General features: G+C 58.6%; 27 protein-coding genes. 4 read left to right on the forward strand and 23 right to left on the reverse strand.

Going from position 1 to position 23,635, the window contains the following annotated elements; translation table 11 throughout:
* The first annotated feature begins 44 nt into the window (after window positions 1–44).
* Entirely contained in the window at window positions 45–776 is a 732-nt protein-coding gene (locus tag ACQG19_RS01650; RefSeq protein WP_013095088.1) for a response regulator, read from the forward strand.
* A gap of 4 nt (window positions 777–780) precedes the next feature.
* Here ACQG19_RS01650 and lpxO read toward each other — a convergent pair whose 3' ends face one another.
* The 7 genes from lpxO to ACQG19_RS01685 form a co-directional block, all read right to left on the reverse strand.
* Window positions 781–1,689 carry a lipid A hydroxylase LpxO gene (gene lpxO / locus ACQG19_RS01655; RefSeq protein WP_246932721.1) on the reverse strand — a complete coding sequence of 303 codons (909 nt, stop codon included), beginning with the start codon at window positions 1,687–1,689 and terminating at the stop codon, window positions 781–783.
* Between the two features lie 142 nt (window positions 1,690–1,831).
* Window positions 1,832–2,839: a carbohydrate kinase family protein gene (locus ACQG19_RS01660; protein ID WP_047351897.1), complete on the reverse strand. Its 1,008-nt coding sequence runs from the start codon at window positions 2,837–2,839 to the stop codon at window positions 1,832–1,834.
* The gene (locus tag ACQG19_RS01665; RefSeq protein ID WP_044159019.1) at window positions 2,839–3,699 is read right to left on the reverse strand and encodes a ketose 1,6-bisphosphate aldolase; all 861 of its coding nucleotides are present in this window, start codon (window positions 3,697–3,699) and stop codon (window positions 2,839–2,841) included. The genes ACQG19_RS01660 and ACQG19_RS01665 overlap by 1 nt, the downstream gene beginning before the upstream one ends.
* 10 nt (window positions 3,700–3,709) lie before the next feature.
* Entirely contained in the window at window positions 3,710–4,396 is a 687-nt protein-coding gene (locus ACQG19_RS01670) for a D-lyxose/D-mannose family sugar isomerase (RefSeq protein ID WP_095455741.1), read from the reverse strand.
* An 83-nt stretch (window positions 4,397–4,479) separates the two neighbouring features.
* On the reverse strand, window positions 4,480–5,421 hold the full coding sequence (locus tag ACQG19_RS01675) for an ABC transporter substrate-binding protein (RefSeq protein WP_013095094.1): 942 nt from the start codon (window positions 5,419–5,421) through the stop codon (window positions 4,480–4,482).
* Window positions 5,422–5,449: 28 nt separating this feature from the next.
* Window positions 5,450–6,445, reverse strand: coding sequence for an ABC transporter permease subunit (locus ACQG19_RS01680; RefSeq protein ID WP_013095095.1), 996 nt, complete (start codon window positions 6,443–6,445; stop codon window positions 5,450–5,452).
* Window positions 6,442–7,962 carry a sugar ABC transporter ATP-binding protein gene (locus ACQG19_RS01685; RefSeq protein WP_246932720.1) on the reverse strand — a complete coding sequence of 507 codons (1,521 nt, stop codon included), beginning with the start codon at window positions 7,960–7,962 and terminating at the stop codon, window positions 6,442–6,444. Before ACQG19_RS01685 ends, ACQG19_RS01680 begins: the two co-directional genes overlap by 4 nt.
* Window positions 7,963–8,143: 181 nt before the next feature.
* Here ACQG19_RS01685 and ACQG19_RS01690 point away from each other — a divergent pair, with 181 nt between their 5' ends.
* The 3 genes from ACQG19_RS01690 to yjdP all read left to right on the forward strand — a co-directional run bounded on the left by ACQG19_RS01690 (window position 8,144) and on the right by yjdP (window position 11,567).
* Window positions 8,144–10,420: a hybrid sensor histidine kinase/response regulator gene (locus tag ACQG19_RS01690; RefSeq protein WP_246932718.1), complete on the forward strand. Its 2,277-nt coding sequence runs from the start codon at window positions 8,144–8,146 to the stop codon at window positions 10,418–10,420.
* Between the two features lie 121 nt (window positions 10,421–10,541).
* Complete coding sequence (locus tag ACQG19_RS01695; RefSeq protein WP_062935408.1) at window positions 10,542–11,165, forward strand: GNAT family N-acetyltransferase; 624 nt, start codon at window positions 10,542–10,544, stop codon at window positions 11,163–11,165.
* Between the two features lie 78 nt (window positions 11,166–11,243).
* Window positions 11,244–11,567 (forward strand): DDRRRQL repeat protein YjdP, encoded by a 324-nt coding sequence (gene yjdP, locus ACQG19_RS01700; RefSeq protein WP_029882896.1) that lies wholly within the window; start codon window positions 11,244–11,246, stop codon window positions 11,565–11,567.
* 52 nt (window positions 11,568–11,619) lie between these two features.
* On the opposite strand, the gene phnP is transcribed toward yjdP, so the two are convergent.
* The 16 genes from phnP to ACQG19_RS01780 all read right to left on the reverse strand — a co-directional run bounded on the left by phnP (window position 11,620) and on the right by ACQG19_RS01780 (window position 23,452).
* Window positions 11,620–12,378 (reverse strand): phosphonate metabolism protein PhnP, encoded by a 759-nt coding sequence (gene phnP / locus ACQG19_RS01705; RefSeq protein ID WP_246932716.1) that lies wholly within the window; start codon window positions 12,376–12,378, stop codon window positions 11,620–11,622.
* A 9-nt stretch (window positions 12,379–12,387) separates the two neighbouring features.
* Complete coding sequence (gene phnO, locus ACQG19_RS01710; protein ID WP_023621470.1) at window positions 12,388–12,822, reverse strand: aminoalkylphosphonate N-acetyltransferase; 435 nt, start codon at window positions 12,820–12,822, stop codon at window positions 12,388–12,390.
* Window positions 12,815–13,366, reverse strand: a complete 552-nt coding sequence (gene phnN / locus ACQG19_RS01715; protein ID WP_028028055.1) for a ribose 1,5-bisphosphokinase — start codon at window positions 13,364–13,366, stop codon at window positions 12,815–12,817. Before phnN ends, phnO begins: the two co-directional genes overlap by 8 nt.
* On the reverse strand, window positions 13,363–14,499 hold the full coding sequence (phnM, locus tag ACQG19_RS01720; protein WP_246932714.1) for an alpha-D-ribose 1-methylphosphonate 5-triphosphate diphosphatase: 1,137 nt from the start codon (window positions 14,497–14,499) through the stop codon (window positions 13,363–13,365). Before phnM ends, phnN begins: the two co-directional genes overlap by 4 nt.
* Complete coding sequence (gene phnL / locus ACQG19_RS01725; protein ID WP_013095104.1) at window positions 14,496–15,176, reverse strand: phosphonate C-P lyase system protein PhnL; 681 nt, start codon at window positions 15,174–15,176, stop codon at window positions 14,496–14,498. Before phnL ends, phnM begins: the two co-directional genes overlap by 4 nt.
* Window positions 15,177–15,261: 85 nt before the next feature.
* Window positions 15,262–16,017 (reverse strand): phosphonate C-P lyase system protein PhnK, encoded by a 756-nt coding sequence (gene phnK / locus ACQG19_RS01730; protein WP_222169147.1) that lies wholly within the window; start codon window positions 16,015–16,017, stop codon window positions 15,262–15,264.
* Window positions 16,014–16,859 (reverse strand): alpha-D-ribose 1-methylphosphonate 5-phosphate C-P-lyase PhnJ, encoded by an 846-nt coding sequence (gene phnJ, locus ACQG19_RS01735; protein ID WP_013095106.1) that lies wholly within the window; start codon window positions 16,857–16,859, stop codon window positions 16,014–16,016. Before phnJ ends, phnK begins: the two co-directional genes overlap by 4 nt.
* Window positions 16,852–17,916 carry a carbon-phosphorus lyase complex subunit PhnI gene (locus ACQG19_RS01740; RefSeq protein WP_038980855.1) on the reverse strand — a complete coding sequence of 355 codons (1,065 nt, stop codon included), beginning with the start codon at window positions 17,914–17,916 and terminating at the stop codon, window positions 16,852–16,854. The genes phnJ and ACQG19_RS01740 overlap by 8 nt, the downstream gene beginning before the upstream one ends.
* Window positions 17,916–18,500: a phosphonate C-P lyase system protein PhnH gene (gene phnH, locus ACQG19_RS01745; RefSeq protein ID WP_014830323.1), complete on the reverse strand. Its 585-nt coding sequence runs from the start codon at window positions 18,498–18,500 to the stop codon at window positions 17,916–17,918. Before phnH ends, ACQG19_RS01740 begins: the two co-directional genes overlap by 1 nt.
* Window positions 18,497–18,949, reverse strand: coding sequence for a phosphonate C-P lyase system protein PhnG (gene phnG, locus ACQG19_RS01750; protein WP_023621464.1), 453 nt, complete (start codon window positions 18,947–18,949; stop codon window positions 18,497–18,499). Before phnG ends, phnH begins: the two co-directional genes overlap by 4 nt.
* The gene (gene phnF, locus ACQG19_RS01755) at window positions 18,950–19,675 is read right to left on the reverse strand and encodes a phosphonate metabolism transcriptional regulator PhnF (RefSeq protein ID WP_013095110.1); all 726 of its coding nucleotides are present in this window, start codon (window positions 19,673–19,675) and stop codon (window positions 18,950–18,952) included.
* A 20-nt stretch (window positions 19,676–19,695) separates the two neighbouring features.
* The gene (gene phnE / locus ACQG19_RS01760; RefSeq protein ID WP_013095111.1) at window positions 19,696–20,475 is read right to left on the reverse strand and encodes a phosphonate ABC transporter, permease protein PhnE; all 780 of its coding nucleotides are present in this window, start codon (window positions 20,473–20,475) and stop codon (window positions 19,696–19,698) included.
* Window positions 20,476–20,590: 115 nt separating this feature from the next.
* On the reverse strand, window positions 20,591–21,607 hold the full coding sequence (gene phnD, locus ACQG19_RS01765; RefSeq protein WP_095455747.1) for a phosphonate ABC transporter substrate-binding protein: 1,017 nt from the start codon (window positions 21,605–21,607) through the stop codon (window positions 20,591–20,593).
* 23 nt (window positions 21,608–21,630) lie between these two features.
* A complete protein-coding gene (gene phnC, locus ACQG19_RS01770) occupies window positions 21,631–22,419 on the reverse strand; it encodes a phosphonate ABC transporter ATP-binding protein (RefSeq protein ID WP_013095113.1) in 789 nt (262 codons plus the stop codon).
* 173 nt (window positions 22,420–22,592) lie between these two features.
* A complete protein-coding gene (gene yjdN / locus ACQG19_RS01775; RefSeq protein ID WP_013095114.1) occupies window positions 22,593–23,036 on the reverse strand; it encodes a VOC family metalloprotein YjdN in 444 nt (147 codons plus the stop codon).
* An 80-nt stretch (window positions 23,037–23,116) separates the two neighbouring features.
* Window positions 23,117–23,452, reverse strand: a complete 336-nt coding sequence (locus tag ACQG19_RS01780) for a zinc ribbon domain-containing protein YjdM (protein ID WP_013095115.1) — start codon at window positions 23,450–23,452, stop codon at window positions 23,117–23,119.
* Window positions 23,453–23,635 lie beyond the last annotated feature (183 nt).

Raw genomic sequence — 23,635 nt, forward strand, 5'->3', positions numbered from 1 at the left:
CAGAATAGTTCAGACTTAACATAATCCCCTGACGGAAGCATGCGATGAAACCGGCGATTCTGGTGGTTGATGACGATACGGCAGTGTGCGAGCTGCTGCAGGATGTGCTCAGCGAGCACGTCTTTACGGTGCTCGTCTGCCATAACGGACAGGACGCACTGAACCGGGTTCATCAGGAACCGGGAATTGCCCTGGTCCTGCTGGACATGATGCTGCCGGATATCAACGGCCTGCAGGTCCTGCTGCAGTTGCAAAAGCAACGCCCGGATCTGCCGGTAGTGATGCTTACCGGGCTGGGCAGTGAGTCTGACGTGGTGGTAGGGCTGGAGATGGGGGCCGACGATTACATTGGCAAACCGTTTAATCCGCGTGTGGTGGTCGCCCGGGTTAAAGCCGTGCTCAGGCGTACCGGAGCGCTGGCGGCTGACACGCCCGCGCCACGAGTGGCGGGCATTGCTTTTAATGGCTGGACGCTGGATACCACCCGCTGCGAACTGATCGATCCGCAGCGTAACCCCGTACCGTTGACCCAGGGTGAATACGGCCTGCTGCTGGCGCTTACCCAGAACGCCCGCCGGGTACTGAGCCGCGAGCAGCTGCTTGAGCTGACCCACAGCGAAAGTGCCGATGTGTTTGACCGCACCATCGACGTGTTGATCATGCGCCTGCGCCGGAAAATCGAAGCCAATCCGCACCAGCCCGCATTAATCAAAACGATCCGCGGGCTGGGCTACGTCTTTGCCGCCGATGTCTGTCATCCCGATCGGGCGGCGTAAGTGCTTACGTTATGGCAGCGACAATAAGCGCGGCGAAAATCGCCGTGATGACCAGGTACTTCAGTGCGTAATAGAGCTTCCGATTACGCTTCTTCAGACGCTGACCGTGTTCTCGCCCGGCGTGCACATATTTGAAGATACGGTTAATTCCCCCGGTGCGGTCGTTATCGTCATTGGGGGAGCTGGCCGCTGACATCAGCGTTGTCCCGACCCAGTGGTTAACCGCCTGCGCCCAGCGCCATTTCATCGGACGTTCGATATCGCAGAAGAGAATAATCCGCGTGTGATCCGATTTATTCTCCGCCCAGTGCACGTAAGTTTCATCAAAGATGACAGCCTCACCGTCACGCCAGCTGTGGCGCTGCTGGTCAACCTCTATAAAGCAGCGATCGTCATTTGGCGTGACCAGGCCTAAATGGTAACGAACCGAGCCGGCGTAGGGATCGCGATGCTTGCCGAGCTTCGCGCCCGCCGGGAGTTCGGCAAACATTGCCGCTTTCACGGACGGGATCTCACTCACCAGTTGTGTCGTAACGGGGCACAGGGTCTGAGCCGAGGGATGCGCATCGGCATACCATTTGAGGTAAAACCGTTTCCAGCCGCGTTTAAAGAAGGTGTTAAAACCGGCATCGTTATGATTTTGTGCCGCCTTAATATGATCCTGCAAACGCAGCGCCTCTTCGCGAATGACCTCCCAGTTTTCCGTCAGTTTATTTAATTCCGGAAAGCGCTCGGTTTCAAAAAAGGGCTGTCTGGCGGGCAGCGAAGAGAACGCCGTCATAAACATATTGATAGGCGCCATAAAGGTGGAGTGGTCGAAAAGTTGACGGGAAAGCGTCTGTTTTTCTTTGCCGCGCGAATGCGCATAAATAACACTGATAATAAATATAGCGATGATAATTGCTGCGAACATTTTTCCTTGTCCTCTGTATCTCTCATCTCGGAAAAGCGTGTGGGCAATATGTTGCCCACGCCGAATGTGCCAGACGCAGAGAGTGTAGTTCGGCTATGCAAAATTCATAGAACTGTAATCAAAAATCGCAATTTTTGTTAATTTAGGCGCTGCTCTCCTGAATAAAGCGCGTCAATTCCTCCAGCGTTTTTGCTCCATCAATGGCATTCGCGGCCAGCAGGCTTGCCCGGGCGCAGGCATGCGCCAGGTAAATACTCTCTGCCAGCGGCAGTGATTCATGACAGCCATATAAGAAACCGGCACAAAAGGCGTCGCCCGCGCCGACGCTGCCAATAATCTCCTCCTGAGTCAGCCTCCATGAGGGGATCCAGCGTCCTTCTTCGTTTGCGGCTTCTCCCCAGGCACCTTCCGGGCAGTGGATCACCACCCGTTGCCGGACGCCTGCCGCCAGCAGCTGCGCGGCGGCTTCAGCGATGTGGGCAACGTGCGGTGCGTCGTTGCCGTCGCGCATCTCAAGGCCGCTAAATTCTCCGGCTTCCAGTTCGTTAATGACCAGATAATCGAGATGACGCAGGGCAGGGAGGACCAGCGGCTGATAGCGCGGATCGCCCTTACGGGAGACCAGATCGAGCGAGGTTTCATACCCCTGTTCGCGCATCTGCGCCAGCAGCCGTGCGCTGCGGGTGCCGTATTCGTCATCTGGCATATCCAGACTGTCGAGCAGCAGCAGGTAGCCGAGGTGGAAGATTTTCATTGTGCCGTCGAGACGGTCAAACGCGGGGAGATCCAGCAGGCGGTTGGCCCCGGGAGAGTGGAAAAAGGTGCGCTGTCCGCTGGGGTCGGTCATCACCTGCGACATGGAGGTTGGCGCAAAGGTGGTGCGCTGTACGCGCTGCCGATTAACGTGATACTGGTCGAGCATTGCCAGAATGTAGTCCCCGTCGCTGTCTTCGCCAATCAGCCCCACCGCCTGCAGCGGCAGGCCGACGTGCATTTTCGCCAGCGTCAGCAGGACGTTAAGCGGCGCGCCGCCGGTGGAACGCTCGCTGTGGGTAATTTCTGCCAGCCAGCCGCGTTCCGGCCATTGCACGATCTGGTGAACGTGATCCACCAGCATATTGCCCGCGGCGATGATCCCTTTGCGTTCCATTATGCCTGCCCCGCGCTGCCAAAGATGCGCATCTGTTCGGCGACCGTATCGGTAATCGCCTCTTCTATGCCCAGCAGCAGCTCGGCAAACTCATCGTACAGCGGCTGGCGGTTGGCCATACGCTGCTCAACGGCGGAAAGCGCGGCCTGGGACATGCCGGTATAGAAATTGATTTTATGAATACCAAGTTCAATGGCGCGACGAAAATCAGCATCGCTGATCCCGGAGCCGCCGTGCAGCACCAGTGGCAGCCCGGTCTGCTGGCGAATGGCGTCCAGACGGGGGAAATCGAGTTTTGGCTCGCCCTTGTATTTGCCGTGTGCGTTGCCAATGGCGACGGCCAGCGCGTCAATGCCGGTTGAATCGACAAATTCCCGTGCCAGCTGCGGGTCGGTAAAGTACGCTTCATCCGCATGGCCGTAGAGCGCTCCGCCTTCATCGCCACCGACGGCACCTAACTCTGCCTCCACCGACACGCCCACCGCGTGACACATCTTCACCACTTCACGCGTCTGACGAATATTCTCCTCGTAGCTCAGTGTCGAGCCATCGAACATCACGGAGCTGAACCCTAAGCGCAGGGCGCGCACCACGGCGTCAAAGTGCAGGCCGTGGTCGAGGTTGAGTACCACGGGGATCGCGTGGCGGGCGGCTTCGTACTTAACCGCTTCGACAAGCGACTCCAGCGACACGTATTTAAAATGCACTTCGGCGATGTTGATGATAAAAGGCGAGCGCTCCTGCTTCGCCGCGGCAAACAGGGCGCGCAGGAAGTGGGTGTCGAGAACGTTGAACGCGCCCAGCGCGTAGCGATGTTGCCTGGCGTGCGCAAGACCGTCGGCAAGAGAAATCAATGGCATCATTTACCCCTTATATCCGAAACAGGTTGTACTCGTTGCACAGTACCAGCACCGCCGGTTCGTCTTCTTCGATGTTGTTATAGCGGGCAACGGGCTGCAAAAAGTGGTTGTCGTGTTCATCGTCATTGACCGATGACACTTCGCCCACCAGCACGTCGCCAAAACCGCGTTCACCCCAGAAACTGTGGTACAGGCCGGGCGTCAGACAGATGCTCTCCCCTGGTGTAAGGCGCAACTGGCTGCCGGGTGCGTGGGTCTGCTGGCAACCGTCTATCGTGACGGTGACGTCCGTGTTTTCGGTCTCTGCATGTGCACCGGCATTCCATAACTCAATAATGAGATTTCCACCGCCGCGGTTGATGATGTCCTCCCGTTTGCGCCAGTGAAAATGCATGGGCGTGACCTGACCGTCGCGTACGTGCATGATTTTTTCGGCGTAGCATTTTTCATACGGCGTGCCGTTTGGTGAGCCGTTGCGCAGGGTAAACAGCGTGAGCCCCTGCGCGGCAAAGCTGCTGCCGCCAAAGGCCGTTACGTCCCAACCGAGCTTAAGGTCAAACACTTCCTGCCAGGCGGCCTGATCGAGCTGTTGCCATTTTGTGGGTGGGAAGCTGGCAAAAGGGGGGAGATGCACGTCGTGCATGGAGAAAAACTGCCGCGTGTGGCCGAGGATTTCGTTGATTTCGGAGCGTTTCATGGGGACTCCTTGTGTTTTTTGTCGGCCCAGTCCCCTCTCCCTGTGGGAGAGGGTTAGGGTGAGGGCATCGGGCCGCGCAATTGTTACTTAACCGTCCACCCCTTATACGTGCCGACGTTCTTTTTATCGATCATCGTCACCGGGATCAGCACAGGCTCTTTCGGTGCCGGTTTGCCCTGTAGAATGTCATAGCCGATCTCAACCGCTTTTGCCGCCATGACCTGCGGATCTTGTGCCGGCGTCGCCACAAACAGGGAGTTTTCCCGCTTCAGGGCTTCTTCGCCGTCCGGGCTACCGTCCACACCAACGATAAAGAACTCGTTACGTTGTGCTTGTTTCGCCGCCAGATCGGCACCGATCGCGGTCGGATCGTTAATCGCGAAGACGCCATCGATCTTCGGATTGGCCGCCAGCAGCGAGGTCATGACTTCCAGACCCCCTTCACGGCTGCCCTTGGCGTTCTGGTTATCGGAGAGCACTTTGATATCCGGGTGTTTTTTGAACTCTGTCTGGCAACCTTCCACACGGTTCTGGACGGCAGAGACCGGCGGTCCGTTGATGATTACCACATTGCCTTTGCCGTTCAGGCGGTCGGTGATGTACTTACAGGCCATTTCGCCCGCCTGGGTGTTATCGGAGGTGATCGTCGCGTCTGCACCTTCTGCCGCCACGTCAACCGCGACCACCACGATCCCGGCCTCTTTCGCGCGTTTCACCGCCGGGCCGATCCCTTTAGAATCTGCGGCGTTGAGGATGATCATGTCCACTTTGGCGGCAATAAAGTTGTCGATCTGCGCCACCTGCTGGCCCAGATCGTACCCGCTGGAGACCAGCGTCACTTTGACGTTATCCCCCGCCAGCTTGCGCGCCTCCAGCTCGGCACCTTTGGTGATCTGCACGAAGAACGGGTTGGCCAGGTCACCCACCGTTACGCCGATGGACTTCAGATCTTTCGCCTGCGCAAACGGTGTTGCGGCAAGCAGCGCGCCAGCACAGAGCGCGGTCACTAAGGGCTTCAATCTCATGCTCTCTTCCTCACGTAGGGTATTGTTGTTATGCACTTTGATGGTGTCGGGTACGGTATTTGTCGATCAGCACCGCAATGATGATCACCGCCCCTTTGATCACCAGTTGCCAGAAGTAGGAGACGCCCATCAGCGTCATGCCGTTGTTGAGGGTGGCGATAATCAGCGCCCCCACCAGCGTGCCGGTGATCGTGCCGATCCCGCCAACGAAGCTGGTGCCGCCGAGGATCACCGCCGCAATCGCATCCAGCTCGTAACCCATGCCCAGGTTTCCGTTGGCGCTGTAGAGGCGCGACGCGCTCATCACACCGCCTAACCCGGAGAGCAGGCCGCTCATGCCATACACAAACAGCAACACCAGCCAGACTTTGATGCCCGTTAAGCGTGCCGCCTGCATGTTGCCGCCTACCGCATAGATGTGAACGCCAAGCGTAGTGCGACGCAGGATAAACCAGCACACCACAATCACCGCCAGGGCAATCACCACCAGCCACGGCACGGGGCCAAGATAGTTATTGCCTATCCACTCAAAATTGATGTTCGAGTTAATTACCGTCGTGCCATCGGCCAACAGGTACGCTGCGCCCCGCAGTGCCGTGTAGGTGCCGAGGGTGACAATAAACGGCGGTAGTCCGGCAAAGGCCACCAGCGCGCCGTTGAACAACCCCAGCACCAGGCCGAGCATCAGCGCGGCGGGAATAGAGAGCCCGGCGAATTCCGGTATTAACGACACCACCATCGCGGCGACCGCCGTGGTACCCAGAATCGACCCGACGGAGAGGTCAATCCCCCCGGTCAGGATGATGAAGGTCATCCCTGCCGCCAGCACGATGTTGATCGACGCCTGACGGGTAATGTTGAGCAGGTTGCTTTCGGTAAAGAAGTTAGGGGCGATAAAGCCAAAAACCGCCACGATCAGGATGAGAATGGGCAAAATGCCGACCGTTTGCATCAGATCGCTCATCAGCATTTTTTTGGCGGAGGCAGATTTTGCCACCTGCTGCGGATGGGTTGGAGTTGTCATAGTTGCACCGCCTGATGATGTGAGTCGTTCACGCCGGTTGCCAGCGTCATGATGTTTTCCTGAGAGATGTCGTGTCCGTGGAGCTCCCCGGCGATGCTGCCTTCACGCATGACATAGACGCGGTCGCTCATGCCCACCACTTCCGGCAGTTCGCTGGAGATCATCAAAATCGCCACGCCCTTGCGCGCCATCTGGTTCATGATGCGGTAGATTTCGCTTTTTGCGCCGACATCGACACCGCGCGTCGGTTCGTCGAGGATCAGAATACGCGGACCAATCGCCACCCAGCGGGAGATCAGCAATTTCTGCTGATTACCGCCTGACAGACCGCCCGCGCGGACCTGTGCGTGAGGCACGCGGATATTCAGCAGGGCGATGGCATCGTCAGAAATGGACTGCGCTTTTTTGCGGTTAAGCATGCCGAAGGTGGCGTCGCGCTCCAGCGTCGCCATGGTGATGTTCTCCTGCGCCGCCAGCTCCAGGAACAGCCCCTGCTCCTTGCGGTTCTCGGTAAGAAAACCGATCCCGTTTTCTATGGCCGCGCGCGGGGAGTGGATCACCACCGGCTCGCCGTCCACTTCAATCATTCCTCCCGTGGCTTTACGTACGCCAAAGATGAGCTGTGCCAGCTCGGAGCGACCGGCACCGACCAGCCCCGCCAGGCCGACGATTTCCCCTGAGCGCACCTGCAGGCTGCAGGGCTGGACTTTTTTACCGTCGGTGAGGTGATGCACGTTAAGACGCGGGTTGCCGAGCGGGATATCGCGCTCTTTGTTGAACAGATCGCTTAAGGGGCGACCCACCATCATTTTCACCAGCTCAGATGCGTTCAGTTTGTCGCGCGTCAGGCTACCGACGTATTGCCCGTCACGCAGGACGCTGACCCGGTCAGAGAGTTCGTACACTTCCGCCATGCGGTGGCTGATATAGATGATCGCCATCCCTTCATCACGCAGGCGCAGGATCAGCTCAAACAGACGATGGGTTTCACGCGAGGAGAGGGCGGCAGTGGGTTCATCCATCACCAGAATGCGGCTGTTACGGTGCAGCGCGCGGGCGATTTCCACCTGCTGTTGTTCAGCGATAGTCAGCTTCATCACCAGGTCGGTGGCGTTGAAGTTTGCACCCAGACGGTCGATGACCGCCTGAGCCTGGGCGGCCATCTCTTTACGCTGCACCAGTCCGCCGCGCGAGAGTTCGCTGCCAAGAAAGATGTTTTCCGCAACCGTCAGGTTGGGGGCGAGTTGCATCTCCTGATAGATCAGGGTAATGCCTGCGGCCAGCGCATCCTTCGGGCCTTTAATGTGATACGGCTGACCGTCAATCAGGATCTCGCCGCTGGTCGCGGTGTAGGCGCCCGCGAGGATCTTCATCAGCGTGCTTTTTCCCGCGCCGTTTTCACCCATCAGCGCCTGGATCTCACCGGGAAAGACCGTCAAATCCACACCCTTGAGCGCGTGGAAGTTGCCAAACGTTTTGGCAATGCTGCGCATCTCCAGTACCGGGGTTCTGCTCATGGCGGATCTCCTGTGAAGGTTGATATCTGCACTTCATCACAGGTGCGTAAATGCAAAATGTCAGAAGCCGTTCATATTTGTCATAGTTATGAATAGCTAATCGCCGTCACATTTCTCTTTTCCCTCTTCCTGTGGGAGAGGGCCAGGGTGAGGGCACCCATTTGCAGAGGAGCCCAATCCCATGCCATCACGCTCGCCGTTCTTCGCCAGTGCCCGCGGTCGTCTGCTGATCTTTAATCTGTTGGTGGTGGCGGTGACGCTGATGGTCAGTGGTGTGGCGGTGCTGGGTTTTCGGCATGCCAGCCAGATCCAGGAACAGGTACAACAGCAGACGCTGGATGACATGACCGGCAGCATGAATCTCGCCCGCGATACCGCCAGCGTGGCAACCGCGGCGGTACGGCTTTCGCAGGTGGTGGGGGCGCTGGAATACAAAGGAGAGGCCGAGAGGCTGAAGCAGACCCAAATGGCGCTGCGGCACTCGCTGGAACAGCTCGCAGATGCGCCCTTAGCGCAGCAGGAGCCGGGGCTGGTGGCGCGCATTATTCGTCGCAGTAATGAGTTACAGCAAAGCGTGACGGGCATGCTGGAGCGCGGACAGCGGCGCCATCTGCAGCGTAACGCGCTGCTTAGCTCGCTGTATCAAAGCCAGAGCTATTTACGCCATCTGCAGGATATTAACCGTCGGTTTGGCAGCAACATCCCGGATGCGCAGCAGCTTGCGGAAATGGACAGGCTGATTCTCGCCGCCATCGATACCCCCTCACCGCGCGCCACCCTACAGCAGCTGGACGCCGTTACCGCAACGTTGCCCCAGCGCGCGACGCAGCCCGTGGTGAATCTTGTTCTGCCCGATTTCAACGACGAGCTACGCAGGCTTGCCCCGCTGTCAAAGCAGCTTGAGGAGAGCGACCTGGCGATAAGCTGGTATATGTTCCACATCAAGGCGCTGGTGGCGATATTAAATAGCGATATCAATCAGTACGTTGAGCAGGTAGCGGAGGCTTCCCGGCTGCGTACGGCCCAGAGTCATCAGGAGCTGCGGTCCATCAGCGTATTTATCAGCATATTCGCCGTACTGGCGCTGATCATCACCGGCTGCGCCTGCTGGTATATCTACCGCAATCTGGGCTCCAACCTGACGGCGATCTCCCGGGCGATGTCGCGTCTTGCCCACGGCGAGCAGGACGTTTCGGTGCCCGCGCTGCAGCGGCGTGATGAGCTGGGAGAGCTGGCTCGCGCGTTTAACGTCTTTGCCCGCAATACCGCCTCGCTGGAGCACACCACCCGTCTGCTGAAAGAGAAAACCTCCCAGATGGAGATCGACCGCATCGAGCGTCAGGGACTGGAGGAGGCGCTGCTGCACAGTCAGAAGATGAAGGCCGTTGGTCAACTGACGGGCGGGCTGGCACATGATTTCAACAACCTGCTGGCGGTGATAATTGGTAGCCTGGAGCTGACCGATCCCGACTCCAGTGATGCCCCACGTATTGCCCGCGCGCTCAATGCTGCCGAGCGCGGTGCGTTGCTGACCCAGCGTCTGCTGGCTTTTTCCCGCAAGCAATCCCTGACTCCGCATGCGGTAGAGATGAAACCGCTGCTGGAGAATCTCAGAGAGCTGATGCGCCACTCCTTGCCCGCCACCCTGAGCCTGGATATAGAGGCTCAATCCCCGGCCTGGCCGGCGTGGATAGACGTTGGCCAGCTCGAAAACGCCATTATCAACCTGGTGATGAACGCCCGCGATGCGATGGAGGGGCAGACGGGCGTGATTAAGATCCGCACGTGGAATCAGCGCGTCACTCGCAGCGACGGACGCAGGCAGGATATGGTGGCGCTGGAGGTGATCGACCGCGGCAGCGGTATGACGCAGGAGGTCAAATCCCGGGTGTTCGAGCCGTTCTTCACCACCAAGCAGACCGGCAGTGGCAGTGGTTTAGGGCTGTCGATGGTGTACGGTTTTGTGCGTCAGTCCGGCGGCCGCGTCGAAATTGAAAGCGCGCCGGGACAAGGCACCACCGTGCGGCTCCATCTGCCGCGCTCAACGCTGCCCGTCGTCCCTGAAGATGAAATGCACTCTGCCACCGCATCCGCTGAAAACGAACGGCTGGTGCTGGTACTGGAAGATGAGGCCGACGTTCGCCAGACCCTGTGCGAGCAACTGCATCAGCTTGGCTACCTGACCCTTGAAGCGGAAAGCGGTGAGCAGGCACTGAACATGCTGGCGGCCTCGCCGGATATCGGCATGTTTATCAGTGATCTGATGCTGCCGGGCAGCCTGAGCGGGGCGGAGGTGATTAACCACGTGCGCAGCCACTACCCGCAACTGCCGGTGTTGTTGATCAGCGGTCAGGATTTACGTCCGACGCACAATCCACAACTGCCGGATGTAGCGCTACTGCGCAAACCGTTTACCCGCGTACAGCTGGCGCAGGCGCTGCGGAAAATCAGCGCTTAAACAGCGAATTTAGGATTTCATCAAGAGCCTGATTAAAGTCGGCGATGCTAATCTGCGCAAAATTTAGCGGATTAAGATATAAAGGGAATTATGCCGGTTACTCACAAGAGGGGACTCACAAATGATCGTGATGCCTGCAACGTACAGCCCGAATACGGTTGCCAGGTCATTTACGCTCGTAGATGAATTTGAACTCTCCGGTCGGGTGTTACATGTCATTTATGACAGCCAGACGCCCCGGGCTGCAATTATTGAAGCAGATATCGAAACCTTTGATGGCGTTCCCCGACATCGGGTTGTTGCTGCTCTGGATTTACAGCATAAGGCCCATCTGGGAAAGGACATTATCGCAGTCGAACGATGCTGGGAAGATACTCGCGTTGTCCAGGTAGAAGGCATTTGCGTCGATCCTGCCGAACGAGACAAAGGGCTGGCGACTCGTCTCTATGAAGCGTTGGTCTTACATTGCGGCGTGACCTTAATCAGCGACTTCGAGCAATATGAGGGTGGAAAGATGCTCTGGCAGAAAATAGCCCGTGAATCCGACCAAATCGCTGTTTTTGTACTCGACACAGAGCAGGGAGCATTCTGGCCTTATGATGGCAGCAAGGTGATATATGACGGAGGATGTATTCCTGAAGACCGCATCTGGAGTCATTCTCCGGACCAAAAATGCTCCGGGATTGTGCTGGTCGCAGAGAATAAACAGCGAGTGCGTCAAATAATGGAAGCGTCGCCTCGCTAAAGAATTTGAGATTCCTCCGCTACCTCTCCCGTTTGCGGTTAATTACCGTAAGGCCAGTTCATCTGCGAGTCTGGCCTTATGAAACGTTACTCTACCGCTCTGTTATTTGGTCTGCTGTCACTCTCCAGCCAACTGGCGCATGCCGATGTGATTGATGATGCCATTGGCAACATTCAGCAGGCGATCAACGATGCCTATAACCCCGGCAGCAGCCGCAGCAACGATGATGACGATCGTTATGACGATGACCGTCGCATTGATAGCCGTCAGTATGACGACCGCCGTCGGCAGCTTGAAGACAGACGCCGCCGTTTAGACGAGCGCCAGCGCCAGCTTGATGACGACAGACGACGCCTGGAAGAGGATGAGCGGCGGTTAGAAGACGATTACGATCGCGGTTAAGTGCGGCCTGTTGCCCTCACCTCAACCCTCTCCCACGGGAGAGGGAGAAAACCTAATCCAGTACCAACACCATGCCGTCATATCCCGCTTCGATGCCGTCCGGCAACGGGTTATCCATCATCCACACGTCAAACTGATGGCTGATATGGGTCAGGATCATCTGCGGGCAGCCAATCACCTCGTTCAGTGCCACCACGGTGTTTAAATCGCAATGGTTGCGCGGCGTCTGCGGGCGCGGTTCATGGCTACAGTCGATGATCATCGCCTGAGGCTGGTTGTTAAGCAGAAATTTCACCGTTTTCTCCGGCAATCCGGCAGTATCAGAAAGCCACGCCACGCGGCTGTGGGCGGACTCCAGCAGATAACCAAAGGTGAGTTTCGAGTGGTTGAGCGGCAGCGGCGTCACCCGCAGGCCCTGCAGCTCAAACATCACAAACGGCTCCAGCGTATGGCTGAAATCCAGAATGCCCGGGTGTTTGAAGAGATCGTCACATCCGGCTTCATCCGGCGGGCCGTAAACGGGGATCGTCGCGCCAACGCCCCAGCGCAGGGGAAACAGCCCCTGAACGTGGTCCATATGGTAGTGGGTCAGCAAAAACTGCTGAAAGCTGCCGGCTGGCCAGTCGTCCATCAGGTGCGGAATACCCGCGTCCAGTAGCGTCACCGCATCATTGAATTTGACGGCCGCGCTACAGGGCCGACGACGATAATTCTCCTGCAGACGTGCCCGGCGGCACGCCGCGCAATCGCAGCCAAACACCGGGACCAGCTGGGCACTGCCGGTGCCCGTTAACGTGATGGTCAGACTCATCGTGCACCTCTACAACGGTTTGGTGAAACGAAAATGGCTCTGCGTATACCCTTCACGAACATAAAAACGGTGGGCGTCCAGCCGCCGGACGCTGGTGGAGAGCTCCGTCAGTTCCGCGCCCGCCTGCCGCGCGGTGTCCTCTGCCCATGCCAGCAGTTGGCTCCCCACTTTAAGACCACGCGCCTCGGGCATCACCACCAGCTCCTGTATTTCGCCGATCCATCTGGCGTGGTGCAGGTGAAACTGCATATGCAGGCCAATCATACCCACTACCTGTCCATTCAGCTCTGCCAGCTGATAACGCATATTGTGGTCCTGCAGATTGGCCAGATACCCGGTGTGGAACGCCTGATGATCAAATTCGGCCTGTTTTAACTCGCAGATCAGTGCGTAAACGATTTGCGCATCATCGGCGGTGGCGGGGCGAAGCGTGCAGTCAGGCATGCTGTTTCTCCTTCTGACGGATAAGTGATAAAACGTTATCGACTGACTGTAGCAAACTTCCGTCGTTGTTGAGGATGTGGCAATCCGCCGGGGTATAGCGCGCTGCGCGTTCGAGCCGCTGCGCGATCTCTTTTTCGTTTTCGCGTCCGCGGCTTTGCAGGCGGCTGCGCAGGACATCCGGCGAAACCTGCAGACAGACCGGCAGCAGCGCCGAGGCATACCGGGCGCGTGCCTGGGGAAGATGCGCACGAGAGCCGTTGACCAGCACGTCAAAACCCGCGTGTAGCCACAGGTCGATCTCAATACCGATCCCGTAGTAGTAGCCGTTGGCGTGCCAGCTGAGCGCCAGCAGATTCTGCCCGGCGCGAGTGAAAAATTCCTGTTCGCTCAGGGCGATATGGTTTTCACTGCCGGCATTCGCCGCCCGGGTAATGTAGCGATGTGCGACCAGCAGCTGCGGGTGTTCCCGCTGCCGTAAGGCGGACAGCAGGCTGTCCTTCCCGGAGCCGGAGGGCCCCATTAACCAGATGACTCTTCCCATCAGAACACCCGTTTTCCCTGACGCCAGACGTGGTCGATATGGATGTGCTCGCCCTTACGGTGGGCCAGCACCAGATCCGCCCGTTTTCCTTCGGCTATCTCGCCCCGGTCGTGAAGATTAAGCGCCGATGCCGGGTTCTTCGTTACCAGGCGAATCGCCTGCGGCAGCGTGAAGCGGTTGCTGTCGTCATCCGCGACGCGGAAGGCGGCGTCCAGCAGGCTGGCGGGGTAGTAGTCGGAAGAGAGGATATCCAGCAGACCGAGCGAGGCGAGCTTGCTTGCCGCCACGTTGCCGGAATGCGAGCCGCCGCGCACGATGTTCGGTGCCCCCATCAGCACGTTCATGCCGTGTGCGCGGGAGGCTTCTGCCGCCTCAAACGTGGTAGGAAATTCAGCGATCACGCTGCCAAGCTGGTGGGATTCGCGGACATGATCGTGCGTGGCATCATCATGGCTGGCCAGCGCGATGCTACGGTCCCGGCACATTGCGGCAATCGAAACACGGTTCGGCTGTGACCACTGTGCCGCCAGCGCCAGCTGCTCTTCCTCGTAGCGCGCCATCTCCACATCGTTAAGTGAATATTTGCCCTGGTAATACTCGCGGTATTTTTCGAGGCTGGCGAACTGGCGCTGCCCCGGCGAGTGGTCCATCAACGAGACCAGCGACACTGGCTCGCGGTCTACCAGCTTTTCAAACAGCGGCAGGGTGGTATGATGCGGCAACTCGCAGCGCAGGTGCAGGCGATGTTCGGCGCGGTTAAGACCGCGCTTTTGCGTCTCTTCCACGGCGTTGATCATCTTTTCCAGATTCTCCAGCCGATCGCCGCCGTCGCGTACGTCACCAATCGCCACCGCATCCAGCACGGTGGTGATGCCGCTGGCAACCATCAGCGCGTCGTGGCTGCTCATCGCCGAATGGGCGGGCCAGTCCACCTTCGGCCGTGGGGTGAAGAATTTATCCAGATTATCGGTGTGCAGCTCAATCAGCCCTGGCAGCAGCCAGCCGCCTTCGCCGTCCATCGCTTCGGGCAAATGGCTTCGGGTTTCGGCATACGCGCGGATCGCGCCGTCGCGGATCTCAATCGAGCCGTCGATGACCTCATCTTCCAGCACCAGCTTGACGTTATTGATAATCATACGTTTGTCCCCATCGGGTGCAATCTGTCCGCCACGCGGTTGCGAACGCTCTCGTCGTGGAAGATCCCGACGATCGCCGCGCCGCGCGCTTTGGCCTGTTCGATCAGTTCCACCACTGCCGCGCTGTTTTTGCTGTCGAGCGAAGCGGTGGGTTCATCAAGAAGTAAAATCGGATAGTCGACGATAAACCCGCGAGCGATATTCACGCGCTGCTGCTCGCCGCCGGAAAAGGTCGACGGGGCAAGATGCCAGAGGCGCTCGGGCACATTGAGGCGCGTCAGCAGGCTGGCGGCTTTGGCGGCGCAGGTTTCGCGCGGCACGCCGAGATCCAGCAGCGGCTGCATGACTACATCCAGAGCGGAGATCCGCGGGATCACCCGCAGAAACTGGCTCACCCAGCCGATCGTCGAGCGGCGGACTTCCAGCACCTTACGCGCGGGGGCCTGAACCAGGTCGACCCATTCATCGGCATGGCGAATATGAATGTGCCCCTCGTCCGGCAGATAGTTGGCGTACAGGGAGCGCAGCAGGGTGGATTTTCCGCTGCCGGAGTGGCCGTGCAGCACCACGCATTCGCCGCTGTTCACCTTCAGAGAAGCATTTTGCAGCACCGGCAGACGCACGCCGTTTTGCTGGTGGAGCACAAAGGTCTTACTTACGTTTTCTACGTGGATCATTTTGGCCTCGTGGCGTTTTCTTGCCGGGTGGCGCTTCGCTTACCCGGCCTACAAGGTACGGCGTTCGTTTTGCCGGGTGGCGCCCTCAATTCTGCAACACGGATGACACCAGCAGCTGGGTGTAAGGATGGAGCGGATCGTCGAGCACGCGGTCGGTAAGCCCACTTTCCACCACCTGACCCTGCTTCATTACCAGCAGACGGTCTGCCAGCAGGCGGGCGACGCCCAGATCATGGGTGACAATCACCACCGCCAGGTTCAGCTCCACCACCAGGCCGCGCAGCAGGTCGAGCAGGCGCGCCTGCACGGAGACGTCCAGCCCACCGGTGGGTTCATCCATAAACACCAGCTTCGGGTGGGTGACCAGGTTACGGGCGATCTGCAGGCGCTGCTGCATGCCGCCGGAGAAGGTGGTGGGCAAATCGTCGATGCGCGAGGAGGGGATCTCCACATCGGTCAGCCAGCGCTGTGCGGTTTCCCGGATGTTGCCGTAGTGCCGCGCGCCGGTCGCCATCAGCCGTTCGCCGATATTGCCTCCCGCCGAGACCTGACGACGCAGCCCGTCCAGCGGATGCTGATGTACCACGCCCCACTCGGTGCGCAGCAGGCGGCGGCGTTCAGCCTCGCTCATGCCATAGAGGGAGGCACCCTCATACAAAATCTCGCCGTTCTGCGGGGCCAGGCGCGCGGAGATGGACTTCAGCAGGGTAGTTTTGCCCGAGCCGGATTCACCGACAATTCCCAGCACCTCGCCCGGCCACAGCTCGAACGAGACGTCGCTGAAGCCTTTGCCCGGCGCGTAAAGGTGGGTCAGGTTGTTCACTGAAAGCAGCGGTTTCATTGGCTGTTCGCCTCGCTCTGTTGGCGGCAGTAATCGGTGTCGGAGCAGACAAACATCCGTTTGCCCGTGTCATCCAGCACCACTTCATCCAGATAGCTGTGCTTCGAGCCGCAGATGGCGCACGGCTCGTCCCACTCCTGCACCGTGAACGGGTGGTCATCGAAATCGAGACTCTCCACGCGGGTGTAGGGCGGGACGGCGTAGATGCGCTTTTCGCGCCCGGCACCGAACAGCTGCAGGGCAGGCATCATGTCCATTTTCGGGTTGTCGAATTTCGGGATCGGCGACGGATCCATCACGTAGCGCCCGTTGACCTTCACCGGGTAGGCGTAGGTGGTGGCGATATGGCCGAAGCGGGCGATATCTTCATACAGCTTCACCTGCATCACCCCGTACTCTTCCAGGGCGTGCATGGTGCGGGTTTCGGTTTCGCGCGGCTCGATAAAGCGCAGCGGCTCCGGGATCGGCACCTGGAAAATCAAAATCTGATCTTCCGTGAGCGGCGTTTCGGGAATGCGGTGGCGGGTCTGGATAAGCGTCGCATCTTCGGTTTTTTCGGTGGTGTTGACGCCCGTCACGCGCTTAAAGAAGTTGCGAATCGACACGGCGTTGGTGGTGTCGTCGGCTCCCTGGTCGATGACCTTCAGCACGTCTGACTCACCGATGACGCTGGCGGTAAGCTGAATGCCCCCGGTGCCCCAGCCGTAAGGCATCGGCATTTCTCGACCACCAAACGGCACCTGATAGCCGGGGATAGCGACCGCTTTCAGGATGGCGCGGCGGATCATGCGTTTGGTTTGCTCGTCCAGATAAGCAAAGTTGTAGCCGCTTAGGTTAGCCATTTTCACGCTCCCGTTGCAGACGTTTCAGCAGTTCCAGTTCGGCCTGGAAGTCAACGTAATGCGGCAGCTTGAGGTGCGAAACAAAGCCCGCCGCCTCGACGTTATCCGCATGGGCCAGCACGAACTCTTCGTCCTGTGCCGGGCCGGAAATCTGTTCGCCGTAGTCCGGGGCCTGCAGGGCGCGGTCAACCAGCGCCATCGCCATGGCTTTACGCTCGCTCATGCCAAAGACCAGCCCGTAACCGCGGGTAAAGTGTGGGGTGTCGTCGTCAGGTGCGACAAAACCATTCACCATTTCACACTCGGTCATTAGCAGTTCACCGACGTTCACAGCAAAACCCAGCTCTTCGGGGATGATTTCGACGTCGAGATAGCCGCTGCGAATCTCCGCCGCAAACGGGTGGTTACGCCCGTAGCCGCGCTGCGTTGAATAGGCCAGCGCCAGCAGATAGCCTTCGTCCCCGCGCATCAGCTGCTGCAGGCGAGACGAGCGTGAACAGGGGTAAACGGGGGGCGTGCGGGTGATGTCGTCGGGTTGCGCTCCGGTCTCTTCTTCAGCCTTTGCCAGACCCTGCTTCGCCAGCAGGCTAAAGACGTGCGGAGACGCTTCCTGCCCGGTCTCCGTGGTGCTGAGCGGCGGCGTTTCGCCGTTCGCCAGCAGGGTGAAATCCAGCAGGCGGTGGGTGTAGTCGTACGTAGGGCCAAGGAGCTGGCCGCCGGGAATATCTTTATAAACGGCGGAAATTCGCCGCTCCAGGCGCATTTCTGCCGTATTGACCGGCTCGCTCACCGCCAGGCGGGGAACGGTGGTGCGCCAGGCTCGCAGCAAAAAGATGGCTTCGACGTTGTCGCCGCTGGCCTGCTTCAGCGCCAGCGCCGCCAGCTCGCGGTCGGCGACGCCGCCTTCGGTCATCACCCGATCCACCGCCAGGTTCAACTGCTGCTCAATCTGGGCGACGCTCAGCTCGGGAAGCTGTTCATCACCCCGTCGTCTGTGCGCCTGTAGCGCATGGGCGGCGGCGATGGCCTTCTCGCCCCCTTTGACGGCAACGTACATCAGCACACCTCCACGTGGGTGGTTCGCGGGATCGCCAGCAGGCGCTCGCCGCAGGTCAGGATCAGGTCAATGCCCAGCGGGAACGGATGCGGGCGTTCCGTCAGCTCATGAATAATGCACTCCGGCAGCTGTGGCGCGACCATGCGTTCGTCGGCAATCCCCGCCCCGGTCAGGCGCAGCATGCGACCACCGCTCAGGCTGGCGACCTGCAGGATCAGCGTGGCGCTGGTCTCCGGTGCTACCGCGCTGCCTTCACTCAGGGCATTGAGCTGCTCATGGCTGATTTGCTCATCGGCAACGGCAAACACCGCCTGACGGGGCTGCTCAACCAGCGGGGCGTTAGTGTGAAAACGCAGATTCTGGCTGGCGATGTCATTGGATAACGTCCCCGAAAGCCACACCGGGGTATCGTTGTCGGCGAGAGTCAGCAGTACGCTGGTGGTCGCCAGGTTCAGCGGCAGCCAGCCCTGGGAGAGCTGATGCAGGGAGACAATCACGCCAGGCTCGCTCATGGCTTTCAGCAGGCGACGAAAACTGTGTTGGGCATCCTGGACGGCCAGGGTAAAAGCGGGTTGAAGCGTCATGCGTTATCTCCGCGAACAAGCGTAAAGAAGTCGACCCGGCTGGTATTGACTTGCGCCTGACGTGCGGCAGTGCGCGCGGCGAGGTCGGCTTCCAGCGGGGCAATCAGGGTTTCCATCAGGGTCTGGAAATGGGGTTGTTCCTGCAGCAGGGCGTCGATCACCGCGCAGCGCTCGGCGTGCGGTTTATCGCGACCGAGCACGTAGCTGTAACCCAGCGTGCCGCTGCTCAGACGAATGACCGCGCGGGTGAGGGCGGCATCACCGGCGAAAAAGCGCTCCCCGGTACCGCCCATTCTTGCCTGAATCTGTACCAGGCCGATTTCCGGCGCGCGGAGCGTTTCATAGTCTGGCGTCAGGTTAAGCGCGTTAATGCGGCTCGCCAGTGCAGCAGGCTGGCTATGGGCCAGGGCGCGCATCCAGCGCTGACGGGTGGAGGTGTCGAAATGCATTCAGTGCTCCATGGTGAATTCAATCATGTCGGCGCGGGTCAGGCTGACGGAGTACTCCGTTGCGTTGATCTCGCCGTCACGGTGGTTGAGGGTGCGCACGCAGAGCAGCGGAGCCATGTTGGGGATCTCCAGCACCTTGCTCTCTTTCGCCTGCGCGCGGCGGGCGCTGATACGCGTCTGGGTACGTTTGAGCACAAGACCCGTGGCGTCCTGCAAAAAGTCATGCAGTGAACCGCTGGAGAAGTGTTGCAGCACCGGCCAGAGGCTCAGATCGCTGAAGTAGTGATCTATCTGGCAGACTGCCACGCCATTGACCCGGCGCAGGGTGCGCAGATGTACAACGTTGTCGCCCTCCTGAATACCCAGCGCATCGGCTACATGGCTGGAGGCCGGACGCAGCACGGAGAGCAGTTTTTCGCTGGTGGGATGGCTTCCCTGGTCGAGCAGGTTCTGACTAAAGCGCGCCTGGGCATTGAGCGGGTAGTCGAACGGGCGCATCAGCACCAGCACGCCGACGCCTTGACGGCGCTGTACCCATCCGCGCTCAACCAGCTGATCGATGGCGCGGCGCAGGGTGTGGCGGTTCACTTCATAGCGGTCTGCAAGCTGCTGTTCGGCTGGCAGGTAGTCTCCGCAGCGATAATGGGTGCGCAGCTCCACTTCGAGCTTTGCTGCAATCTCTTGCCAGCGGGTAGGGTAACTGGTCGGATGTCTGGATAAGTGCATACCAATCAAAGCCTCGCTTCTCAGATGAAGTGCTTACGCAAACGTTGAGAGAGGAAATCCAGCAGGCTGACGGTGATGATGATGAGTACCATCAGGGCGCAGGTTTGCTGGAACTGGAAACCGCGGATCGCCTCCCACAGGGTGACGCCAATGCCGCCTGCGCCGACCATGCCGACGACGGTGGCGGAACGGACGTTAGATTCGAAGCGGTAGAGCGAATAGGAGATCAGCAGCGGCATGACCTGGGGCAGCACGCCGTAAAGGATCTCTTCAATTTTGTTGGCGCCGGTGGCGCGAATACCTTCGACCGGGCCGGGTTCAATGGCTTCCACGGCTTCGGAAAGCAGCTTGGAGAGCACGCCGGTGGTGTGGATGAACAGCGCCATCACCCCCGCGAACGGCCCCAGACCCACGGCAACCACGAACAGCATCGCGAACACCATTTCGTTAATGGCGCGGCAGGCGTCCATCAGGCGGCGCATCGGCTGATAAATCCACCACGGAACGATGTTTTCCGCGCTCATCAGGCCAAACGGAATGGAGAGGATGACGGCCAGGGCGGTCCCCCAGACGGCGATTTGCAGGGTGACAGCCATTTCGCCGAGATAGTCCTGCCACTGGCTAAAATCGGGCGGGAAGAAGTCGGCAGCGAAGGTGGCCATGTTACCGGCGTCTTTAAACAGCAGCAGCGGATCCATCTCCGCGCCCTTCCAGGAGATAACCAGCACCGCCAGCAGGATGGCCCAGCTAAATAGCGAGAACCAGCTGCGTTTCGGCGGTGGGAGGGTGATGGTTTGCATGTTGACTCCTTTGTGTATTCTCCCTCTCCCCGTGGGAGAGGGCCGGGGTGAGGGCATCAGCGTGCGCATTTCCCCCTCACCCTAACCCTCTCCCTCAAGGGAGAGGGGACTTAAGTTACTGCACCGCTTTATTCACACTGGTCATTGCACCAAGCGCGGCGGTCAGGCGGTCCAGGTCTTCCAGCTGGGCCTGAATAGCTGCCACTTTGCTGGTCTTCTCCTCGTCCTTAAGCCCCTTGTTGTCCTTCACGCCCTGCATCTCTTTAAACAGCGCCAGCTGGCGAATCGGGACCAGCTGCAGGTCGCTCGACGGGCGGAACGGTGCCCAGCCCAGACGCGTCAGCACGGCTTTCTCTTCCGGCGTTTTGCCGTAAGTCATAAAGAAGTCGTACACCTTGTCCTTGGTGCTTTCAGAAAGGTTTTTGCGCCAGACAATCGGGTCACCCGGGATGAGAGGGGATTTCCAGATCACCTTCAGCTCTTTCAGCTTGTCCGGTGCGGAGGTCTTCAGCTTGTCGAGGTTTTCGGTGTTGTTGGTGGCGACGTCCACCTGCTTGTTGGCCACGGCCAGGGCGTTGGTTTCATGGCTGGCATTGACGGTGCGTTTGAAATCGGTGGCAGAGGCATTATTTTTGGCGAAGACGTAATAGCCCGGCACCAGGAAGCCAGAAGTGGAGTTCGGATCGCCGTTGCCGAAGGTCAGTTCTTTGCGTTTGGCGAGCATATCGTTGAGGTTATTGATCGGGCTGTCTTTGTTGACGATCAGCACGCTCCAGTAACCCGGAGAGCCATCTGCAGCAACGGTCTGGGCAAAGACCTGGCCGTTTGCACGATCCACCGCTTCCATGGCGGAGAGGTTGCCATACCAGGCGATGTCCACTTTGTTAAAGCGCATCCCCTGGATGATGCCCGCGTAGTCCGGGGCGAAGAAGGCGTTTACTTTGATCCCCAGTTTGGTTTCCATATCTTTCAGGAAGGGTTCCCACTGAGGCTTCAGGTTCTGCTGTGATTCCGTCGAAATAATGCCAAAGTTCAGCGCTTTTTCCTGCTCCTCGGCGTATGCAGGGCTTAACAGGGTGCTGATGCTGAACATGCTGGTAAAAGCCAGCGCGGCAACCGTTTTATAGCTCATTTCCATTCCTCGTAGTGGGGACGTTATGCAGCCTTCGCGTTCTCTTCGACACGGTTAATGCTGCGGTAGAGATGGTCAAAACGTTCGTTATCAAACTGGTGGCTTGCGCCATCAAAGAACACATGTCCCTGACGCAGGGCGACAATGCGCTCGCAGTAGCGCAGGGCGTAATCCACCTGATGCAGCGTCACCACCACGGTGATGCCGTCGTTCTGGTTAATGTCATGCAGGGTTTCCATCACGATGCGGGCGGATTCCGGATCCAGCGAGGCGATGGGCTCGTCGGCAAGGATGATTTTCGCTTTCTGCATCAGGGCACGGGCGATGGCCACGCGCTGCTGTTGTCCACCGGAGAGGGTGGAGACGCGCTGATGGGCGAAGTGCGCCATGCCTACGCGGGTGAGTGCCCGCAACGCCTCTTGCTTCTGTAACGGGGAGAACCAGCGCAGACAGGTGCGCCAGAATGGGGTGCTGCCGAGCGCGCCAATCAGCACGTTCTCCAGCACCGTCAGTCGATTTACCAGATTAAATTGCTGGAAGATGCAGCCTGTCTGCGCGCGGCTTTTGCGGATATCCCGCGCCAGTCGCCCTGCGCGCTGTACGGTGTTGCCCAGCAGTTCGACGTGGCTTTCCGGGATGCTATCGCCGGTAATCAGGCCGCTTAAGTGACGCAGAAGGGTGGATTTACCTGAACCGGATGGCCCCAGCAGCGCTACCATGTCGCCCTGCTGGACGGTCAGATCAACGGCATGCAGAGCCTTGTTGTGATGAAAGGTCTTGCTCAGTTTCTCGACGCGGATGACGGTTTGCATATGCTGGGCCTCACAATAAATGTGGCCTCATGCTGGCGCATCAATATGACATTTGGGTTAAGTGCAGGTTGCGGGAGTTTGAAGAGTTGAAGTGAAAACGATGACAATCTTTCCAGACCCGGTCAGCGCAGCGCCACCCGGGGTTGTTGCCGGATGCGCTGCGCTTATCCGGCCTACGAACTTTGTTGCTGCTTAACGACGTTAATCATCCACGGCACGCCGTATTTGTCGGTGACCTTACCGAAACCGTGCGCCCAGAAGGTCTCCTGCCAGGCCATTTCAATATTTCCGCCATCCGCGAGATTGTCGAACCAGCGTTGGCCTTCATTGACATCCTGTGTGTCGAGAACCAGCGTGAATCCGGCATACTGCGCCTTACTGCCCGGCGGCAGGCCATCGCTCATCATGATATCGCTGCCCGCAATGCGAACGTTGGAGTGGGCTATAGCGGAGTCCGGGAACTGCATGCCAGACGGGCAGCCTTCTTCGCTGCTCTCGCTTTTTGGCATTTCGCCGAAGGTGATTTTATAGAGGAGTTCTGCGCCGACGGCCTGCTGATAAAAGGCGGTTGCCTCTGCACAGTTGCCGGCGAAAGAGATGTAGGGACTTAACGGCATAATCTTTACCTCACGTAAGAAAAGCCCATTAAGTGTAGTGGGTGTGTGCCCGGTAAGCGAAGCGCCACCGGGCGGGTAAATCAGTTCTTTTTCACAAACTCAGATTTCAGTTTCATTGGACCAAAACCGTCAATTTTGCAGTCGATATTATGATCGCCTTCAACCAGACGGATATTCTTCACTTTGGTCCCGATCTTCAGCATGGAAGAGCTGCCTTTAACCTTCAGGTCTTTGACGACGGTGACGCTGTCGCCATCTGCCAGCAGGTTACCGTTAGCATCTTTTACAATCAGCACGTCAGCATCCTGTGACGGCTCTGCGTCGTTCCATTCGTGGGCGCATTCCGGGCAAATGAACATGCCATTATCTTCATAGGTGTATTCAGAATTGCATTTCGGGCAGTGTGGAAGTTGCATCGGGGGTATCCTCAAAAAAGTGCTTAACACGCTGGAAAGTGCCAGCAAAATGACGGCAGAGCGCCGAAAAAGAGGGCAAGTATAACGCAAATCCACACGATTGTCGGTGATATTGTTTAATAAAAAAAAACCGAAAAGCGTGTTGCGGGTGACACTTTCTGTCAGTCGGTTAAGCGATGCTAA

The organism is Enterobacter cloacae complex sp. 277I4 (genome assembly GCF_050031465.1).
GTDB classification, from domain to species: domain Bacteria; phylum Pseudomonadota; class Gammaproteobacteria; order Enterobacterales; family Enterobacteriaceae; genus Enterobacter; species Enterobacter cloacae.

Coding starts and splice junctions, on each gene's coding strand:
- ACQG19_RS01650 (WP_013095088.1), top strand. CDS start 45: ATGAAACCGGCGATTCTGGTGGTTGATGACGATACGGCAGTGTGCGAG.
- lpxO (WP_246932721.1), bottom strand. CDS start 1,689: ATGTTCGCAGCAATTATCATCGCTATATTTATTATCAGTGTTATTTAT.
- ACQG19_RS01660 (WP_047351897.1), bottom strand. CDS start 2,839: ATGGAACGCAAAGGGATCATCGCCGCGGGCAATATGCTGGTGGATCAC.
- ACQG19_RS01665 (WP_044159019.1), bottom strand. CDS start 3,699: ATGCCATTGATTTCTCTTGCCGACGGTCTTGCGCACGCCAGGCAACAT.
- ACQG19_RS01670 (WP_095455741.1), bottom strand. CDS start 4,396: ATGAAACGCTCCGAAATCAACGAAATCCTCGGCCACACGCGGCAGTTT.
- ACQG19_RS01675 (WP_013095094.1), bottom strand. CDS start 5,421: ATGAGATTGAAGCCCTTAGTGACCGCGCTCTGTGCTGGCGCGCTGCTT.
- ACQG19_RS01680 (WP_013095095.1), bottom strand. CDS start 6,445: ATGACAACTCCAACCCATCCGCAGCAGGTGGCAAAATCTGCCTCCGCC.
- ACQG19_RS01685 (WP_246932720.1), bottom strand. CDS start 7,962: ATGAGCAGAACCCCGGTACTGGAGATGCGCAGCATTGCCAAAACGTTT.
- ACQG19_RS01690 (WP_246932718.1), top strand. CDS start 8,144: ATGCCATCACGCTCGCCGTTCTTCGCCAGTGCCCGCGGTCGTCTGCTG.
- ACQG19_RS01695 (WP_062935408.1), top strand. CDS start 10,542: ATGATCGTGATGCCTGCAACGTACAGCCCGAATACGGTTGCCAGGTCA.
- yjdP (WP_029882896.1), top strand. CDS start 11,244: ATGAAACGTTACTCTACCGCTCTGTTATTTGGTCTGCTGTCACTCTCC.
- phnP (WP_246932716.1), bottom strand. CDS start 12,378: ATGAGTCTGACCATCACGTTAACGGGCACCGGCAGTGCCCAGCTGGTC.
- phnO (WP_023621470.1), bottom strand. CDS start 12,822: ATGCCTGACTGCACGCTTCGCCCCGCCACCGCCGATGATGCGCAAATC.
- phnM (WP_246932714.1), bottom strand. CDS start 14,499: ATGATTATCAATAACGTCAAGCTGGTGCTGGAAGATGAGGTCATCGAC.
- phnL (WP_013095104.1), bottom strand. CDS start 15,176: ATGATCCACGTAGAAAACGTAAGTAAGACCTTTGTGCTCCACCAGCAA.
- phnK (WP_222169147.1), bottom strand. CDS start 16,017: ATGAAACCGCTGCTTTCAGTGAACAACCTGACCCACCTTTACGCGCCG.
- phnJ (WP_013095106.1), bottom strand. CDS start 16,859: ATGGCTAACCTAAGCGGCTACAACTTTGCTTATCTGGACGAGCAAACC.
- ACQG19_RS01740 (WP_038980855.1), bottom strand. CDS start 17,916: ATGTACGTTGCCGTCAAAGGGGGCGAGAAGGCCATCGCCGCCGCCCAT.
- phnH (WP_014830323.1), bottom strand. CDS start 18,500: ATGACGCTTCAACCCGCTTTTACCCTGGCCGTCCAGGATGCCCAACAC.
- phnG (WP_023621464.1), bottom strand. CDS start 18,949: ATGCATTTCGACACCTCCACCCGTCAGCGCTGGATGCGCGCCCTGGCC.
- phnF (WP_013095110.1), bottom strand. CDS start 19,675: ATGCACTTATCCAGACATCCGACCAGTTACCCTACCCGCTGGCAAGAG.
- phnE (WP_013095111.1), bottom strand. CDS start 20,475: ATGCAAACCATCACCCTCCCACCGCCGAAACGCAGCTGGTTCTCGCTA.
- phnD (WP_095455747.1), bottom strand. CDS start 21,607: ATGAGCTATAAAACGGTTGCCGCGCTGGCTTTTACCAGCATGTTCAGC.
- phnC (WP_013095113.1), bottom strand. CDS start 22,419: ATGCAAACCGTCATCCGCGTCGAGAAACTGAGCAAGACCTTTCATCAC.
- yjdN (WP_013095114.1), bottom strand. CDS start 23,036: ATGCCGTTAAGTCCCTACATCTCTTTCGCCGGCAACTGTGCAGAGGCA.
- ACQG19_RS01780 (WP_013095115.1), bottom strand. CDS start 23,452: ATGCAACTTCCACACTGCCCGAAATGCAATTCTGAATACACCTATGAA.